This is a genomic window from Streptomyces sp. NPDC047886 (assembly GCF_043204435.1).
Lineage (GTDB): Bacteria > Actinomycetota > Actinomycetes > Streptomycetales > Streptomycetaceae > Streptomyces.
Genome location: NZ_JBIDCF010000002.1, coordinates 23802 through 40045, shown reverse-complemented (window position 1 = coordinate 40045; position 16244 = coordinate 23802). Strand labels below are relative to the sequence as shown.

14 protein-coding genes are annotated in these 16244 nt (G+C 71.9%); 7 read left to right on the top strand and 7 right to left on the bottom strand.

The features are described from left to right. Positions 1 to 41: 41 nt before the first annotated feature. The 3 genes from ACGF5U_RS05955 to eccE form a co-directional block, all read right to left on the bottom strand. Positions 42 to 2984, bottom strand: coding sequence for an SCO5717 family growth-regulating ATPase (locus ACGF5U_RS05955; protein WP_392710728.1), 2943 nt, complete (start codon positions 2982 to 2984; stop codon positions 42 to 44). Between the two features lie 303 nt (positions 2985 to 3287). Beyond that, the gene (locus tag ACGF5U_RS05950; RefSeq protein WP_392711271.1) at positions 3288 to 4178 is read right to left on the bottom strand and encodes a hypothetical protein; all 891 of its coding nucleotides are present in this window, start codon (positions 4176 to 4178) and stop codon (positions 3288 to 3290) included. Positions 4179 to 4228: 50 nt separating this feature from the next. Then, complete coding sequence (gene eccE, locus ACGF5U_RS05945) at positions 4229 to 5563, bottom strand: type VII secretion protein EccE (RefSeq protein WP_392710726.1); 1335 nt, start codon at positions 5561 to 5563, stop codon at positions 4229 to 4231. A 199-nt stretch (positions 5564 to 5762) separates the two neighbouring features. Here eccE and eccB point away from each other — a divergent pair, with 199 nt between their 5' ends. The 7 genes from eccB to ACGF5U_RS05910 all read left to right on the top strand — a co-directional run bounded on the left by eccB (position 5763) and on the right by ACGF5U_RS05910 (position 12494). Continuing rightward, positions 5763 to 7316, top strand: coding sequence for a type VII secretion protein EccB (eccB, locus tag ACGF5U_RS05940; RefSeq protein ID WP_392710724.1), 1554 nt, complete (start codon positions 5763 to 5765; stop codon positions 7314 to 7316). A 17-nt stretch (positions 7317 to 7333) separates the two neighbouring features. After that, positions 7334 to 8593 (top strand): type VII secretion-associated serine protease mycosin, encoded by a 1260-nt coding sequence (mycP, locus tag ACGF5U_RS05935; RefSeq protein ID WP_392710723.1) that lies wholly within the window; start codon positions 7334 to 7336, stop codon positions 8591 to 8593. A 170-nt stretch (positions 8594 to 8763) separates the two neighbouring features. Continuing rightward, entirely contained in the window at positions 8764 to 9141 is a 378-nt protein-coding gene (locus ACGF5U_RS05930; RefSeq protein ID WP_392710721.1) for a hypothetical protein, read from the top strand. A 17-nt stretch (positions 9142 to 9158) separates the two neighbouring features. Next, the gene (locus tag ACGF5U_RS05925) at positions 9159 to 10499 is read left to right on the top strand and encodes a hypothetical protein (RefSeq protein ID WP_392710720.1); all 1341 of its coding nucleotides are present in this window, start codon (positions 9159 to 9161) and stop codon (positions 10497 to 10499) included. A gap of 122 nt (positions 10500 to 10621) precedes the next feature. After that, positions 10622 to 11746, top strand: a complete 1125-nt coding sequence (locus tag ACGF5U_RS05920; protein ID WP_392710718.1) for a S8 family serine peptidase — start codon at positions 10622 to 10624, stop codon at positions 11744 to 11746. Positions 11747 to 11786: 40 nt separating this feature from the next. Continuing rightward, the gene (locus ACGF5U_RS05915; RefSeq protein WP_392710717.1) at positions 11787 to 12116 is read left to right on the top strand and encodes a hypothetical protein; all 330 of its coding nucleotides are present in this window, start codon (positions 11787 to 11789) and stop codon (positions 12114 to 12116) included. Between the two features lie 69 nt (positions 12117 to 12185). Beyond that, positions 12186 to 12494, top strand: a complete 309-nt coding sequence (locus ACGF5U_RS05910) for a WXG100 family type VII secretion target (protein WP_392710715.1) — start codon at positions 12186 to 12188, stop codon at positions 12492 to 12494. 73 nt (positions 12495 to 12567) lie between these two features. Here the strand turns inward: ACGF5U_RS05910 and ACGF5U_RS05905 are convergent, their stop codons facing one another. The 4 genes from ACGF5U_RS05905 to ACGF5U_RS05890 all read right to left on the bottom strand — a co-directional run bounded on the left by ACGF5U_RS05905 (position 12568) and on the right by ACGF5U_RS05890 (position 16138). Continuing rightward, entirely contained in the window at positions 12568 to 12825 is a 258-nt protein-coding gene (locus ACGF5U_RS05905) for a GntR family transcriptional regulator (RefSeq protein WP_392710714.1), read from the bottom strand. 841 nt (positions 12826 to 13666) lie between these two features. Then, the gene (locus ACGF5U_RS05900) at positions 13667 to 13900 is read right to left on the bottom strand and encodes a DUF397 domain-containing protein (protein WP_392710712.1); all 234 of its coding nucleotides are present in this window, start codon (positions 13898 to 13900) and stop codon (positions 13667 to 13669) included. Positions 13901 to 13994: 94 nt separating this feature from the next. Further along, the gene (locus tag ACGF5U_RS05895; RefSeq protein WP_392710711.1) at positions 13995 to 15026 is read right to left on the bottom strand and encodes a hypothetical protein; all 1032 of its coding nucleotides are present in this window, start codon (positions 15024 to 15026) and stop codon (positions 13995 to 13997) included. Positions 15027 to 15202: 176 nt separating this feature from the next. Further along, a complete protein-coding gene (locus ACGF5U_RS05890) occupies positions 15203 to 16138 on the bottom strand; it encodes a hypothetical protein (RefSeq protein ID WP_392710710.1) in 936 nt (311 codons plus the stop codon). Between the last annotated feature and the right edge of the window lie 106 nt (positions 16139 to 16244).

The window sequence follows — 16244 nt, the reverse complement described above, 5'->3', positions numbered from 1 at the left end:
CCATGGACGGTGCGGGCCCTGCCGCGTTGGCTGCCGCTGCCCTACTGCTGCGGAGGCGGCGGGAGCTGGGGTGGCTGCTGAGGCTGCGGCTGCTGCGGAGCCTGCTGCGGCCAGCCCTGGGGCGGGAACTGCCCCGGGGCGTTCGGATCCGGCTGGCCAGGCGCCGCCGGGGCGCCCGGGTGCTGCTGCCAGTCCTGCGGCGGGTACGGCTGACCCGCCATCTGCTGCGGCGGGTACGGCCCGGTCTGTCCCGGCGGCATGCCGTGCCCTGGCACGGGCTGGCCCGGCATCGGCTGGCCGGGGGGCATGCCGTGCCCCGGCATGGGCGGTGCCATGTGCGGCGGCATGGCGCCCTGGCCGTCCGACGTCCACAGTCCCTGCGCCTGCTGGGCCCGTACGAAGTCCTCGGCGACCATCGCGGAGAGGTTGAAGTACGCCTCACGGGTCTTCGGGCGCATCATGTCGAGGTCGACCTCGGCACCGGCGGCGAGGTGCTCGTCGAACGGTACGACGACCACCCCTCGGCAGCGCGTCTCGAAGTGCTGCACGATGTCCTCGACCTTGATCATCTTGCCCGTTTCGCGGACGCCCGAGATGACCGTGATGGAGCGCTGCACCAGCTCCGCGTATCCGTGTGCGGAGAGCCAGTCGAGCGTGGTCGACGCGCTGGACGCGCCGTCCACGGAGGGCGTGGAGATGATGATCAGCTGGTCGGCGAGGTCGAGCACGCCGCGCATCGCGCTGTACAGCAGACCCGTGCCCGAGTCGGTCAGGATGACCGGGTACTGCTTGCCGAGGACGTCGATCGCCCGGCGGTAGTCCTCGTCGTTGAAGGTCGTGGAGACCGCCGGGTCGACGTCGTTGGCGATGATCTCCAGGCCGGAGGGCGCCTGGGACGTGAACCGGCGGATGTCCATGTACGAGTTGAGGTACGGGATCGCCTGCACGAGGTCACGGATGGTCGCCCCGGTCTCGCGCCGCACGCGGCGGCCGAGCGTACCGGCGTCCGGGTTGGCGTCGATCGCCAGGATCTTGTCCTGCCGCTCGGTGGCGAGGGTCGCGCCCAGCGCGGTCGTCGTCGTGGTCTTGCCGACGCCGCCCTTGAGGGAGATGACCGCGATCCGGTAGCAGGAAAGCACCGGCGTACGGATCAGCTCCAGCTTGCGCTGCCGCTCCGCCTCCTCCTTCTTGCCGCCGAGCTTGAAGCGCGCGGCCCCGGACGGCGTCCGGCTGCTCTTGGGCTTCTGCTTGCTGTTGCGCAGGAGGCGGTCGGAGGAGAGCTCCACGGCCGCCGTGTAGCCGAGGGGGGCGCCCGGGACGGAACGCTCGCGCTGGTCGTGCGTCACGCTGTTCGGCCAGGCCGCGCCGGTGCGCGGGTCCACGGGCGGCATCTGCGCCCCGGGGTGCCCGGGGTGGCCCTGCTGGACCGGCTGTCCGGGCTGGACCGGCTGTCCGGGCTGCCCCGGGTGTCCGGGCTGGCCCGGCTGCCCCTGCGGGCCCGGCGGGGGGAATCCGTAGCCGCCCTGCTGGGGCTGGGGCTGGGGCTGGGGTACCTGCGGGGCCGGGGGAGTCGGCTGCTGGCCGGGGTGCGGGAACCCGTAACCGCCCTGCGGCGCGGGCTGGTTGGGTACCGGAGCCTGCGGATGCGGAGCCTGCGGGAGCTGCGGCTGGCCGTGCTGGCCCGGGTGTCCCTGCTGGCCCGGGTGCGGGAAGCCGTAACCGCCCTGCGGGGCCGGGGGTGCGGGCTGCTGGCCGGGGTGCGGGAAGCCGTAACCGCCCTGCGGCGCGGGCGCGTTCGGGTCGCCCGCCTGCGGGGCCTGCGGGGCCTGCGGCGGCAGTGGCGCGGGCGCGGGCAGCGGTGCGGGGGCGGGCACGGGCCACGCGGGCGCCGGTGCCGGTACGGCAGGCGGCTGCGTGACCGCAGGCGCGGCAGACTGGTCCGCGCTCGGCGCCGGAACAGGCCACTGCGGCGCGCCGGTCGGCGCGGCCGGCTGGAACGCGGGCGGCAGCGGCGGGAGTTCCGCGCCCTGCGGCCCCGGCTGCACCGCCCACGGCTGGACCGCCCCGGGCGGTGTGTCCTGCGGTGTTTCAGGGGTTTGAGGCGTTTCAGGGGCGGCGGCGTCATCGGCCGACGGCTGCGAGCCCGTGTCGGTCTCGGTCTCCGCGTCGGCCCCCTTCTCGGTGTCCGTGACGGCGGCCGCGTCTGTCCTGGTGTCGGCGGGCGGGGTGCTCTCGGCGGCGGCGCCTCCGGGCTCCTCGTCGGAACCGTCCGTACTGTCCGAACCCTCCGTGCCGTACGGGCTGTCGGCGTCCTGGACGTCACGCTCGCCGTCGCCGGAACCGCCCGGGGCCTCCGCCTCGGCGGTCTCCTCCGTCGGCTCGGCGTTGCCGGCGAGTTCGGCCATCTCGCGCTTCAGCGCGGCGGGCGAGAAGCGCATCGTGGCGCCGCTCTCCACGTCACCGGCGCCGAAGGGCTGCGGCGCCTCACCCGTGGCCGCCTCGGCGACCGGGGGCGCGACGGGACCAGCGGGCGCCGGGTCGACAGCGGCGGGAGCGGGGGCCGGTGGAACCGGCGCTGCGGGAGCCGGAGCCGGAGCCGGATCCTGGACCGGAGCCGGAGCCGGAGCCGGAGCCGGAGCCGGGGCGGCCGGGGGCGCGGGCGGTGTGGGCGTCGTCGTCCAGCTCGGCTCGAACCCGCCGGCCTGCGGGAGCCCGGGTACCGCGACGGGCTCGCCATGCGGCGGCGGGGGAGGGGTGGTGGCGCCCGGGGCGGGCGCGGGTGCGGGAGCGGGTGCCGGGGCGGGGAAGGCCCCACCGGCCGGTGCCGCGCCGCCGGAGGTGTCCCCCGCGTTCTGCGTGTACCAGGCGGGCGGGGTGTAGTCGATGGTGAACTCACCCGTCATCTCGGCGGGATCCGCGTCGGACTGATCGTCGACGGGAGGCGCGTTCCAGCCCCCGCGGATCTCGTCCCGATCGCCGTTCACTTTGCCTCCTGGTGTGGTCGAGCACCCTTGTGCCGTCGTGGGTGGGGGCGACCGTTCCTGTCGTCCGTCCGCCCGGCTCTCCCCCTTGGGACGCCGCGCACTGCGCGCGGGCTCGTGCCGCGCCCTTCCACCCTAATCGCCAACGGTGTCCGTACGTCAGGCCCGTCGGTCCACCATCGGCCGTCCCCCACATTCCCCCACATCCCCTGCTTCCCCCAAGTGACGCCGCTACGCCGCAGCGTGAGAACAAGGCCCGTGAAATCGGTACATACGGGCATCGATTCCCGGGGGGTGGGGGGTCTCTCAGTCCATGCGGCGCGCGCTGCCCAACAATCCGGTCTCGGCGTCCGTGGCCTGCGTCATGACGAACTGCCGGTCGCTGCCGGCGCACCAGAGCGTGACACCGTCGGCGAGGGTGGACAGGGCGTCCGTCTCGGGGCGCGAAAGGTTCAGGACGCGTCCGATCTGGGTTGCTTCGTCCGGTGACACCCGCTGCACGCCGACGAGTCCCGACTTCTCCATCAGACGCGGTGCCACGGGGCTGAGGTACGGCAGCAGCGTCACGACCGACTGCCACGGCCCGGACACCACGCGCCCGCGCGGCGGCCGCATGCCGCAGTCCCTGACGACGACCACCGGACTGCCCGCCGACGCTCCCTGCGGTGGTACGCGCCCCACGTCGTGCAGCGTGATGCACGGCTGCCCGCCGCCCGCCGCCTGCGCGAGCGCGGTCCACACCGGGGCGCGGCCGGTCTCCACGGCGACCCGCGCACCGGTCGCGGCCGCGCGCAGCGCCATCACCTGGGCGGTCCACAGGCCGCCGATGAGCGTGATCTCGTACGGGGTCGGGCGGTTGACGCCCAGGACGGCGGGCCGCCCATCGGCGTTGACGCCGATGACCATGCCGTCGTCACCGACCGGCAGCCCGAGGGACTCCAGCTGGTCCAGCGTCACCGCGTGCCGGTCGCGGCGCGGTCCGATGAGACCGAAGCCGATCCGTGGCCGTCCGCCGCGTCCACCGCCGCGTCCGGCACCGCCGCGGCCGCCCCCGGCGGCCGGAACCGGCCCCGAAGGCCCCGAAGGCCCCGAGGACCCGGCGGGTCCCGGAGGTGCCGAGCCGGGAGCCGCTCCCGTACCCGGAACGCCTGGAGCCGCGGCCCCCGGCGTCCAGGGAGCCGCGGCCCCCGGTGCCATGCCGCCGGGAACCGTCCCCGGAACCGGCGGCTGGGTGTGAACGGACGACATCAGCGGGCACCCCCGAGCGGCAGAGTGGCGAGCATCGCGGGCAGCTGCTCGCGGTCGAGCCGGACCAGTCCGGTCTTCACGCCGCGTGCCGCGCGCTCCAGTTCATGGCGGGCGGCCACGAGCTCCTCGTCGCTCCGCCCCGTGATGCGCACGTGCCCGGTGACGGTGGCCTCCTGCCGGTCGCCGCCGGAGAGGGTGAGGCTGAACGTCGTGGCGAGGGCCGGTATCGACGTCAGCAGCGCGACCAGCTGCGGCAGCGACGCGCCGCCCGCGCCGAGCTGCGGCCAGCGGCCCACCCAGTACGTGGTGTGCCGCCGGTCGTCGCAGCGCCAGGTCCGCGAGGTCTCCCGGGTCCTCCGCCCCTGCGCCCGCACCCGCCCGGCCTGCGCTATCGCGAGCGGGTTGGCGCACGTCGACGTGGCGAGGGCCGAGGTCAGTTCCTGTTCGGTGAGCACCGTCGCCCGGAACCCGGCACCGGTCAGCCGGCTCGCCAGCTGGTCGGCCGCGCGGAGCACGCACTTCTGCGCGCCCTCCAGGCCGCCGCCGCGCGCGGCCACGGCCTCCGGGCACAGTTCGGGATCCAGCTTCAGCGCGATCCAGGTGATGCGTACGGCGGGCGAGCCGGTCTGCGCCTGCAGCGGGGCGTAGTTGCGGGCGGCCACCGACTGCTGCGGCAGATGCGGTGCGGGGGCCGGCTGGGTGTGCTGCACGACCTGCGCCGACTCCAGCCGTATGCCGTCGACCTCCAGCACGTCCCGTACGAGACCGAGCGGCAGCGGCCGCGCGGACCGGTCCGGGCGCAGCGCGGTGGCGTTCGACTCGACCTGGAGCACGGCCGTCAGAAACGTTCCGTCGCCGATCAGGCCGACCGGCCGCCGGTCCCGGTCGCTGTAGGTGTACGTCCGCAGGGCGGGGTCGCACTCCACGACGGGCGCCAGCCCCGGCTCCGTACCCTCCGGCACCGTCTGCGACGCGGCCCGACGGGTACGCGCGCGCAGCGCGAGGACCGTCGACAGCCACTCGGGCAGCGACCGCCGGTGCCTGCGCACGACCGCCAGCAGCACCAGCAGCGCGGCCACCACACCGGCCGGGACCAGCATCAGCGGGTCGATGACCCACGCCACGAGCAGCAGCGCCGCCGCGAGCTCGATCAGGACGAGCTGTTGCAATCGGAACGGGCCGAAGCGTCCAGGACGCCCCTTCAGCCGGGGTGCCGCGCCCGGGTGGACCTGCGGCGACGGTGTCCCGGAGGAGGTCCGCCCCCTGCCCCTGCCCCGGGACCGCGCCCTGGTCGGCGCGGCCGCGGCGGGCCGTGACCGCGTCGCGGAAGCCATGATGGAGATCCCCCAATTCGTCCCGATCACCCTGGCCTGCCAGGGCTTTGGCGGCTGGATCACCCTACCCGCCACACAAGCGCCTACGGACAACAGGCATAGTAGGGGGCCGGTCCGACAATGAGCCCGCGGGTGTCATGCCCCCCGCAGGTCGCTCATGGCGGACCGTGCCTTTCGAAGAATTCGAAGACGGGGACTCATGGCATCACGGCGGGATGAGCTCAACGCATACACCTTTGCGAAGAAACGCACGGTGGCCGCATTCCTCCAACCCTCGGCCGCGGGTACGGAGGAGGGGGCGCCGCGCCCGCTGCGCGCCGTCCTGCCCAGCCTGATCGTGGCCGCCCTGGTCCTGGCCGGGTTCGGTGCCTGGGGCATGTTCAAGCCCAAGGCGCCCAAGGGCTGGGACAACCCCGGCGAGAAGGTGATCGTCGGCAAGCAGTCCACGACCCGCTACGTGGTCCTCACCACGGGCAAGGGCAAGGACAAGAAGACGCTGCTGCACCCCGTGCTGAACCTCGCCTCCGCCCGTCTGCTGCTCCTGCCGCAGAAGTTCGCGGTGATCCAGGTCAGTGACGACATCCTGGACGCGGGCAAGCCGCCGCGCGGCCCCATCCTCGGCATCCCGTACGCCCCGGACCGCCTCCCCAGCGACACCGAGGCGGCGAAGGCCAAGCGCTGGGCGGTGTGCGTTCAGCCCGGCGGCGGCAAGGGCTCCAGCGTGCAGAAGGCCACGTTCGTGTTCGCCGAACGGGACTTCGGCCTCACCGAAGGCAAGCAGCGCCTGTCGGGCGGCCAGGTCCTGTACGTGAAGGGGCAGAAGGGCACCCGGTACCTGGTCGACGCGTCAGGCACCAGGTACGAGGTGCGCGGCACGCCCACCGACGCGGCCGTCCTCACCCGCGCCCTCGTCGGCAGCGAGGAGCCGCAGCCCGTCACCGAGGACTGGCTGGCCACGCTCCACGAGGGCAGCCCCGTCGACTTCCCCGTCATCCCCGGCACGGTCGGCGCCGACGCGGGCATCGGCGGCGGGCTGAGCGACGCCGAGGACCGGGTCGGCATGGTCCTCCAGGCCCAGACCGGCTCGGGCCCGCAGCACTACGTCGTCCTGCCCGGCAAGGTCCAGCCGGTGTCCGACTTCACGGCATGGCTGCTCATCAACAGCCCGCAGACCGACGACCTCGACATGGACGGCAAGCCGTCCACCGTCGACGCGGCGTCCTTCGCGCCCGAAGCGCGGGACTTCGGCGCCGAGTACCGCTGGCCCGCCGAACGCGCCGAGCAGGTCAACGCGACCGGCGGCGGCGACGGCGGCGCCCGCGACACCGTGTGCAGCGTTCTGCGCAAGGTGGACGACAAGGGCCGCACCACCCTGTCCACCTGGGCCGGCACCACCTACCCCGCCGACATCACCGCCGGCGGCACCAGTACATACGTCACCCCCGGCACCGGGCTCCTCTACACCCAGGTCCAGGGCAAGCAGACCCGGCCCGACGGGTCCCTGTTCCTCGTCACCGACACCGGGCTGCGCTACGCGGTCCAGGCCAACGGCGACAGCGACTCCGAGCGCTCCGACATCGGCACCGGCGACCAGTCGAAGGCCGAGGACGGCCGCCCCGAGCCGAGCCAGGCGCAGATACGGCTCGGATACGAGAAGGTGACGCCGTCGCTCGTCCCCATCGTCTGGTCGGAGTTCCTGTCCAAGGGGCCGCGCCTCGACACCAACAGCGCGCGCCAGCCGCAGGGTTCGTAAGGGGAATGGGGACGACCATGCCGTACCGCACCCTGACCGCGGCCGCCGCGCTGGCGTCCGCCGCGGCGCTGCTCACCCCGGCCTCCGCCGCCCACGCCGCCGAGGCGCCCCAGCCACCCCGGCTGTACCTGAACGGCAGCGGCGAGTGCACGTTCCCGATGAAGAAGCAGATCGAGGGCACGCCGTGGCCGCTCCAGCGGGTGCTGCTGGACGAGCTGTGGCAGGACACCAAGGGCGAGGGCGTACGGGTCGCCGTCATCGACACCGGCGTGGACGACGTCAACCCCCAGCTGAAACCCGCCGTCGACGCGAAGGCGGGCGCGGACTTCCTCAAGCCCGAGAAGGACGACCGCGACAGCAAACGCGGGAAGACCGACGGCACGGTGGACGAGGTCGGCCACGGCACCAAGGTCGCCGGCATCATCGCGGCCCGGCCCCGCAAGGGCACCGGCTTCGTCGGCCTCGCGCCGGAGGCGACGATCATCCCGATCCGCCAGAACGACGAGAAGAACAGCGGCACGTCCAACACGATGGCCGACGCGATCGACCACGCCATCGCCAAGGGCGCCCACGTCATCAACATCTCCCAGGACACCACGCAGGCCCTCGGCCCGGACTCCAACCTCGGCAAGGCGGTCGCCCGAGCCCTGGCCAAGGACATCGTGGTGGTGGCGTCGGCGGGCAACGACGGCCTGGACGGCAAGCTGAAGAACACCTACCCGGCCGCCTTCCAGGGCGTCCTGGCGGTCGCGTCGTCGGACCGCAACAACGAACGCGCGGCCTTCTCCCAGGCGGGCGAGTTCGTCGGCGTCGCCGCCCCCGGCGTGGACGTCGTCTCGACGGTCCCCGGCGGCGGCCAGTGCGTCGACAACGGCACCAGCTTCTCCGCCCCCTACGTGGCGGGCGTCGCCGCCCTGATCCGGGCCAAGTACCCCAAGTGGAAGGCCAACCAGGTCGTCGCGCAGATCGAGCAGACGGCCGAGCGCTCCATCAACGGCCATGACAACTACGTCGGTTGGGGCGTGGTCGACCCGGTACGCGCCCTGGACGGCGACGCGGGCCCCATCGAGGCCCCTCGCCCCGACCCGGGCCCACCCAAGCCCCCGGCGCCCGAAGCCGCCCACCTGGCCATGACGGAAACCCCCCAGGAGCGCGACGAACGCCTGGCGACGTACGCGCTCGGCATCGCGGGGATCCTGGTCGCGGTGGTGGCGGGCACGGCGACGGTGATCAGAGACACCGGCCGCAGACGCCGGAGGCATGTGCGAGCCGAGTGAAATGCCTCTCACGGCAGACCGGTAACGCGTGTTGGGCCATGGGTAGGTATTGACTAGAGTGATGATCGGATTCACGAGTGTGACGAGGGGGCACTGAAGTGGAAGCGCCGATCGGGGGCGGCAAGGGCCTGGACGTCAAAGGGGTAACCCTCCAGACGTTCCGGAACCGCATGGACGAACTTCTGAGGTCGCTGGCGGAGTCGCCGGCGGAACACAAGAAGATCGGTGAGCAGAAGGTCACAGCGGACGCGTACGGCACGGGCTTCAGCGCGGCGACGGACCTCCACACCGCGTACGAAAAGGTACGCACCCGCCTGGAGGGACTGTCCCGGACGTTCGGCGAGACGATCGAGGCGCTGGGGATCACCGTGGATATCGCCCAGAAGGGCTACGGCGGTATCGACCAGGAAGAGAAGGAGCGCTTCGAGCAGATCCAGAAGCGCAACGAGGACTTCTACAAGCCGAACACCGCTCAGGACGGCACGGGCAAGGGTGAGACCAAGCCGAAGCAGCCCGCCGACACCGGTGATTCCGGCGGATTCAGCTGACGGGGGAGTACGGACACATGGCAGGAAGCGAGTTCGAGGGCAAGTCCCTGGATGCTCTGTACGCGATGATCGCCTCCGCCAGGCCGGGCGAACTCACCGCAGTGGGCGACGCCTTGGAAGCGGCGATTCCGGAAATCATCAGCATCGCCACGGATCTGCGCCTCTACATCGACAACGTGCAGTGGAAGGGCGAGGGCGGCGACGCGTTCCGGATCTGGGGCGCCGACATGGTCTCGGAGACCCTGAGGCTCGGCGACTTCACCCAGGTCGTGGCGAGCGAGATGCAGCGCGCGGGTCAGGCGCTGAGCGAGGCGAAGAAGGCCATTCCCAAGCCGGCCGGTATGTGCTTCGCGGACCCGGACAAGGAGAAGGCCCGCATCGAGGCGGAGACCGGCCCGAAGCTCCAGGAGGCGATCCACCAGCTGGAGCGGCTGTCGTCGTACTACAAGACGACGCACGAGCGGATCGCTTCTCAGCCGGAGCCGGAGTTCGCTCCGCCTAGGCCTCCTGAGACCGGGGAACGGGCCTACGCCTCCGGCGGCGGCGCAGGTGCGGGCTCGACGTACTCGTCCGGCGGGGGCGCCTACGCCGGATCGCCGTACTCGACGGCGGGGGGTGCTTCGGCGAGCTCGGCCGGTCGACAGGTCTCCGAGCCGGTGATCCGTCCTACCGCACCACCTGTGGTGCCGGAGGTTCCCGTTGGCACGAACCTCGACAGTGTCGGCACGCTTCCTCCGGAATCGACTACCCGTCCCGGGCCGCAGGCTCCGGTAACGCCGCCGACGGCTGGTGGACCCAACACTCCGCCCGGTCCGCTGCTCCCGCCCGTCGCTCCGGTGGTGGGCCCGCAGACCGGCGGTGGCCCGTCCCGCACGCCATCCGTTCCGACCGGTACCGGCGGACCGCGCGGCACGGGTCCGTTCGGTGCGCTGCCGCCTCGCGCCGGGGGCGGTGACGGCATCGTCGGTGGGAAGCAGATGCCGGGCCGGGCCGGTGGCCCTGTCATGCCTCGACTGCCCATGGGAACCGTGGTCGGCGAGGAGCGCACCGGGTTCGGCCGTGGAGCCGGCATGCCCGGGTACGGTGCCGGAATGCAGGGCGCACCCGGAGCAGGTACGGGTGGTGGCCGTCGACTGGCGACCCAGCCTGGTGGAACCGTCGGGGCTCCTGGTGCGTCAGGTGCCAGTGGGCGCGGCGCGTTCACACCTGGCGGGACCGGCCTGGTCCGCCCGCCCGCCTCGACAGCCTCGCCCCAGGAAGAGCGCCGGGGGTCCTCCACGCGACCCGACTACCTGGCCGAGGACGAAGAGACGTGGGCGATGGGTCAGCGCAAGATCGTTCCGCCCGTCATCGACTAGGAGCTCCACTGATGTCCCCCCTTGCCCGACCCTTCCACAGGCGTGCGATCGGTCTTCTCGGTGCCCTGACAGCGGTGATCGCCTTCTGGACAGTGGGAGCGCCCGCGGCCCAGGCCGAGGACATGCGCGCGCGTCAGTGGTACCTGGACGCGATGAAGGCCGAGCAGCTGTGGAAGGTATCCACGGGCAAGGGGATCACGGTCGCCGTCCTGGACACCGGCGTCGACTCCACGGTGTCTGAACTCCAGGGTGTCCAGGTCCTGCCCGGCCGCAACTTCTTCGACGAAGGAGGCGGCCCGGGCCGTATCGACGAGAAGGACCGGGAGCGGCACGGCACCAACATGGCGATGACCATCGCCGGGAACGGCCTCGGTGGTGGCGTCAAAGGCCTGGCGCCCGAAGCGAAGATCCTGCCGGTGAAGGTAGGCATCCACGGACTCATGGCGCTGGGGCCCGCCACCAAGGGCATCCGCTACGCCGTGGACAACGGTGCGAAGGTCATCAACATGTCCTTCGGTGGATCCGATGACCAGGACGAGACCGCACAGTGGCAGGCGGCCGTCGACTACGCCCTGCAGAAGGGCGCACTGGTGCTTGCCAGCGCCGGTAACAACGGTCTCGAGGCGAAGAGGCACCCGGCGGGCATCCCCGGTGTGATCGCGGTCGGAGCGCTGGACACCAAGGGCAAGGTGACCAAGTTCTCCAACTACGGTGACCACGTCGCACTCGCCGCCCCCGGAGACGACATCCCCGGCCGCTGCTCCAACGACAAGAACACCTACTGCGAGACGTTCGGCACCAGCCAAGCCACCGCCATCGCCTCCGCGTCCGCCGCGCTGATCTGGTCCGCGCACCCCGACTGGACCGCCAACCAGGTCCTGCGCGTCATGATGGAGACCGCCGGTCACGTCGGCCCGGTGCCGAGCAAGTACATCGGCTACGGCTCCATCCGCCCCGCCCAGGTCCTCCTGGAGGGCAAGGGCGACCCGGGCCCGCCGGACGTCAACCCGCTGCTCGCCGCGCGGGCGAGTCAGTCACCCGCACCACAGACCTCCCCCTCTCCTGAGAGCACGGGGGCGAGCGACGGCGGCCAGTCGTCCCAGGGATCGCCGTCCAAGGCTCCTGAGACGGCGGCCGGGTCCGATGAGGGCGGCCTTCCGCTCTGGGCCATCGTCGCCAGTGCCGCCGCCGGCGTCGTCGTCATCGGCGTCGTCGTGGCGGTGAGCGTACGCAGCAGGAGAGCGTAGCTGCACGCATGACGACCACTCCCACAACAAGGAGCTTCATATGACCAACCCCGCAGGCGGGTTCGGACTTGCCGACGACCCGGTCGTCCAGGCGAAGAACAAGGTCATGGAGACCGGCACCGCGGTGAGCAAGCAGGCGCGTGAGCTGGCCAACATCCTGGAGACGTGCAGCGCCGGCTGGACCGGTGTGGGTGCCCAGGGCTTCAAGAAGGCCCAGGTCCTCCTCAACGAGGACCACGACACCATTCGCCGTCTGCTCAACGTACTGCTGAACGCGGTCGGCCAGACCAAGAACCTCAGCAACGCCAACGACGAGGACGTGCGCGCCACGTTCGCCGCCGCCAACAAGTCGGCTCTGAACAACATCTGAGCGACTTCAGCGCGGCGCTCGCGCCCGGGTGCCGCCGCACATACTCACTGACACGCGAAGGGGAACAGCATGGCCGGGGATGACATCGGTACCAAGGTCCGGTATGAGAGCGTCCAGGAGATGGCGAACCGTATTCGCGCCGTCTCGCAGAACATCGTCAACGACCTGATGGAGATGGACGCCGCGCTGAAAGTCGTCACGGGCACGTGGGACGGTGACGCGCACCAGGAGTACACGATCCTCCAGGGCAAGTACAAGAAGCGGGCCGAGGACATGAGGGACCGCCTGGAGATGGTCGCCAAGATCATCGAGAACGGCAAGGACAGCTACCGCTCGACCGACGTGAAGGCCTCGCGCCTGTTCACCGAGGCTTACTGACACCGACCCCTCGGGGGTACGAGAAGGGGCCCGCTCCACCGGAGCGTGCCCCTTCTGGCATGTTCGGGCCGGATCAGTGACCCGGCGCCCCCGGCTCCTGGGGCCGCTGCTCCGACACGAACGTGCCCAGACGCGGAACGGTGTAGACGACGCCCTCGTCCCGGAGGTGCGCGATCACCTTGCGGGCGGTTCCGCGCGCGATGCCGAACTCTCCTATGAGCTGGTTCTCCGACGGCATCGGTTGACGCGGCCGGTATGTGCCGTCGGTGATGCGTTTCCGCAGCTCCTCGGCGACCTGAACCCACCTGTAGCGGTCTGCAGCGAACTCCATACCAAGAACGTAGACGCACACGAACGAGTGAGTGCGTCCGGGTATCAACATGCTTAAGCATGTACAAGCATGATGTAGCCGCTACGGTTGTCCAGGACCGAGAAGACCCCGGCGACGGAGGCAAGCCGTCCCGGGGCATGGCCGACCTGTCAGGAGCAGACCGACATGAAGGACCCTATCCGCGCCCTCCTCCTCTGGGCGAGACTCAGGTTCGCTTCAGGACCCGCGAGTGGCCGGCACCGGCGGCGGCCGGTTCGACGTACGTCTGCCACGGGTCGCCCCAGCCCGGCCGTGGCCACGGCGGCGCCCGGGCGTCCGGTGCGGGGCCGGCTACCCGTACCGCGTTCCCCGTACGGGCTGGACGTGCCGCTGGACGGCGCCGCGACGGTGATGGTCCGTCCGTATCTCGTCGCTGACGAGCGGCGGGCGTGGCGGCTCGACGCCCTGGCGGTGACCCTGTGAGCGAGGAGGAGCCCGACTGCTTCCGTTGTGGTGATCGGGACGGACCGCTGCGGGCGACCGGTGAGCGGTACCCGTCCGGTGCGCAGGTGCTGGTGTGTGCGGCCGACTGCCGGAGGGGGCCCTGGAGGCCTGCCGGAACCGGTCGCCGCCCGGTGCGGATGTGCGTGCGCTGCGAGCGGCTGACCGACACCCCGGTCGTGGTGTGCGAGGTGCATGCGGCTTCGGGGCCGGGGTTCACCGTCTACGCGTGTGCGGCGTGCGCCGGGTCGCTTCCGAGGCCGCCGGGCCCGTTCGAGGGGGTGTAGCCCGGCCGATGGACGAGACGACGCCGGGGGAGGCCGCCGCGCAGAGCGGACCCCCCGGCGTCGACCGGCTCGGCTCACTGCAGGTCGAACTCACCGTCTTTCGCGCCCAGGACGAACGCGCGCCACTCCGCCTCGGTGTAGCGCAGCACGGTGTCGGGGTCGAGGGACGACCGCATGGCGACGGCACCGCCCGGCAGGTGGGCGATCTCCACGCGCTCCTCGTCCGGACTCGTGCCCGGGGCGCCCTGCCACTCCACCCCGCTGATGTCGAGCGCGTACAGCTCGTCCTTCTCCTGCTGAGTGCCCATCAGGCGCTTCCCCTTCGTGCCGGTGGCGGTGGTACAGCGTTGCGGGGTCAATTATCCGCAGGTGAGCGCAGCGCGACACGAGAACGACGGAACGTCAGCCGGCCAGTCTGCCGAGGAACTCGACGCGGGCGGCGTCCGCGCGGTTGACGGAGCCGTTGACGAGTCCGGACAGGGCGGTGGCCTTCATGCCGCGTGCCTGACCCCAGATACGGGTCATGTCGGCGCCCTGGCGCTCCAGATACGGTGCCCGTTCCTCCGCCTTGGCGGTGGCGAGGCCCTTCCGCCAGGTGCCGGTGATGTGCTCGGCGGGCCGGTCCTCGAAGGACGGCACGTCGTCGGAGTCGTCATCGGCGAGGGCGTCGATGACGCTCCGCTGCCAGGCGTCGGCCTCCTCCTTCGTACGGTCGCGCATCACGTCCGTGGCGACCGCGTCGAGGGCGGCGAACGCGCGGGCCGCGCTGGACGGGGGTACGGACAGGGCGAACCCGGCCGCCTTGCGGTCGACGGCGGCGAGTTCGTCGGCGGCGTACCGGGTCTCGGCGGTCCGCAGGCGCACGTACGCGTCGGGGTCGTCCGACACGGCACGCATGACCCGCAGCAGCGGGTCCTTGAGAACGGCCATGTGGAACCCGTCCTTGGCCTCCCAGGCGTCATCGGCGGGGGAGGCGTTGCGGGTGTACTGGGCGTCGCCTACGCCCAGCATCCGGTGGGTGTCGACCACATAGTCCGCGAGTGCGGCGGCGACGGGCCCGCGCAGTTCGGCATGGAGCTTCTGGCCGGGGCCGGCCCGGCGGATCTCGTCGTCCAGGGCGTAGATGACGCTCTTCATCGCCTGGGCCTGCTCCTTGGAGTGGCGCCGCTGCGGCTCGTCCCCGACGGCGGCCTCCTGGATCGCCTCGCCGAGGTCCTCGCAGCTCAGGTCATCTTCGTACGCGTCGCCGAGCGCCCGCTCGATGCGCGGATCCTTGACCAGGGCCGTACACGCGCCGGAGCCACCGCCCGACCCCAGCGCCAGCCAGGCCCCGGTCCCACCGACGGCCACGACGCAGGCGACCGCCGGTACGAGGACCCGGGGCCCGAATCTCGCGGTCTTGGGGGCGGCCTCGGTCACGGGTATCTCGGACATGCCTGTTCCTTGTGCTCGTCGCGGTTTTCAGCCAGGACCCGATCCGGATGATCGGCGAGTGAACGATAGAACCCCGCCGCCCGTGCTGTCGCCGCAGGCGAGCGCCTTGACCGCATACACCCGATACGCCCGCCGACCCGGCACCGGCCGTCCAGTGGACGGGCGGGCGGGAGGGGTCACCGGGTCACGTCCCGGTAGACGCTGAGCCGGGTCTCCTCCACTTCGCTCAGCAGGGCCTGCCGTGTCGGCTCGTCAGTGCCCCGCGCTCCGGTCCAGGTGCGGGCCATGTCGACCGCCTGGGTGGCGAGACGGTCCGAACGCTCCCCGGTCGGCGTCGTCTTCAGGTCGCGGAGCCACGCTGTGACGAGGTGACCGGCCGGGTCGTCCTGGTAGCGATGCTCGGTGGCGGGCTCGCGCAGCAGCCCGGCGACGACCGCCGTGCGCCAGGCTTCGCCCTTCCCCTCGTCCTCGGAGACGGTGGCCGCGATGCCGTCCAGGAAACCGAGCGCCCGCCCGTTCTTCAGCGCCGGGAGCGAGAGGTCGGCCCCGGTGGCCCCGGCCTCGACAGCGGCAAGCCGCCGCGCCCCCTCCCGGGTCTGGGCCATGCGCAGGGTGACGTAGGCCGTGGGGTCCTGCGAGATCGCCCGCACGATGTCGCCGAAGAACGTGTGGGGCACCGCGAGGTGGTAGGTACCGCCCTCCTCCCACGGCGGGTTCGTCCTGCCGGCGTTCGTCACGTAGTCGGAGTCGAGGCCGGCGAGCATCTCGTGGACGTCGGGAGCGTAGTCCGCGAGCGCGGTGGCGAGGGGTGCGCGCAGTGCCGGGTCGAGAGCCAGGTTCTCCGGGTTCCCGCCTTCCAGCGCGAAGAGCACGTCCTTGAGCACCTGAGCCTGCTGCTGGGTGTGACGACCGGGCTCGCTGCCGGCGCTCGCCCTGACGATCGCGTCGCCGACCTCGGCGCAGCTCATGCCCGGTTCGAGGGCCGCTCCCAAGGACGTCCGCACCCGCTCGTGCTCGGGCAGCCCGTTGCACGGAGCGGCCGTCGTCTCCCGCCCGAAGACGAGCCACGCCCCGACCCCGCCCAGCAACAGCGCGAGGCAGCCCCCGAGCACGATCAGAAGCCTCCCGGGTACGGGTCGGAGGGTGGTTCCCTGTATCACGATCTCCCTCGTCTGTGCGGTCTTCCGGCGTGAGCCCGACGCGGTCGCCAACCACGAC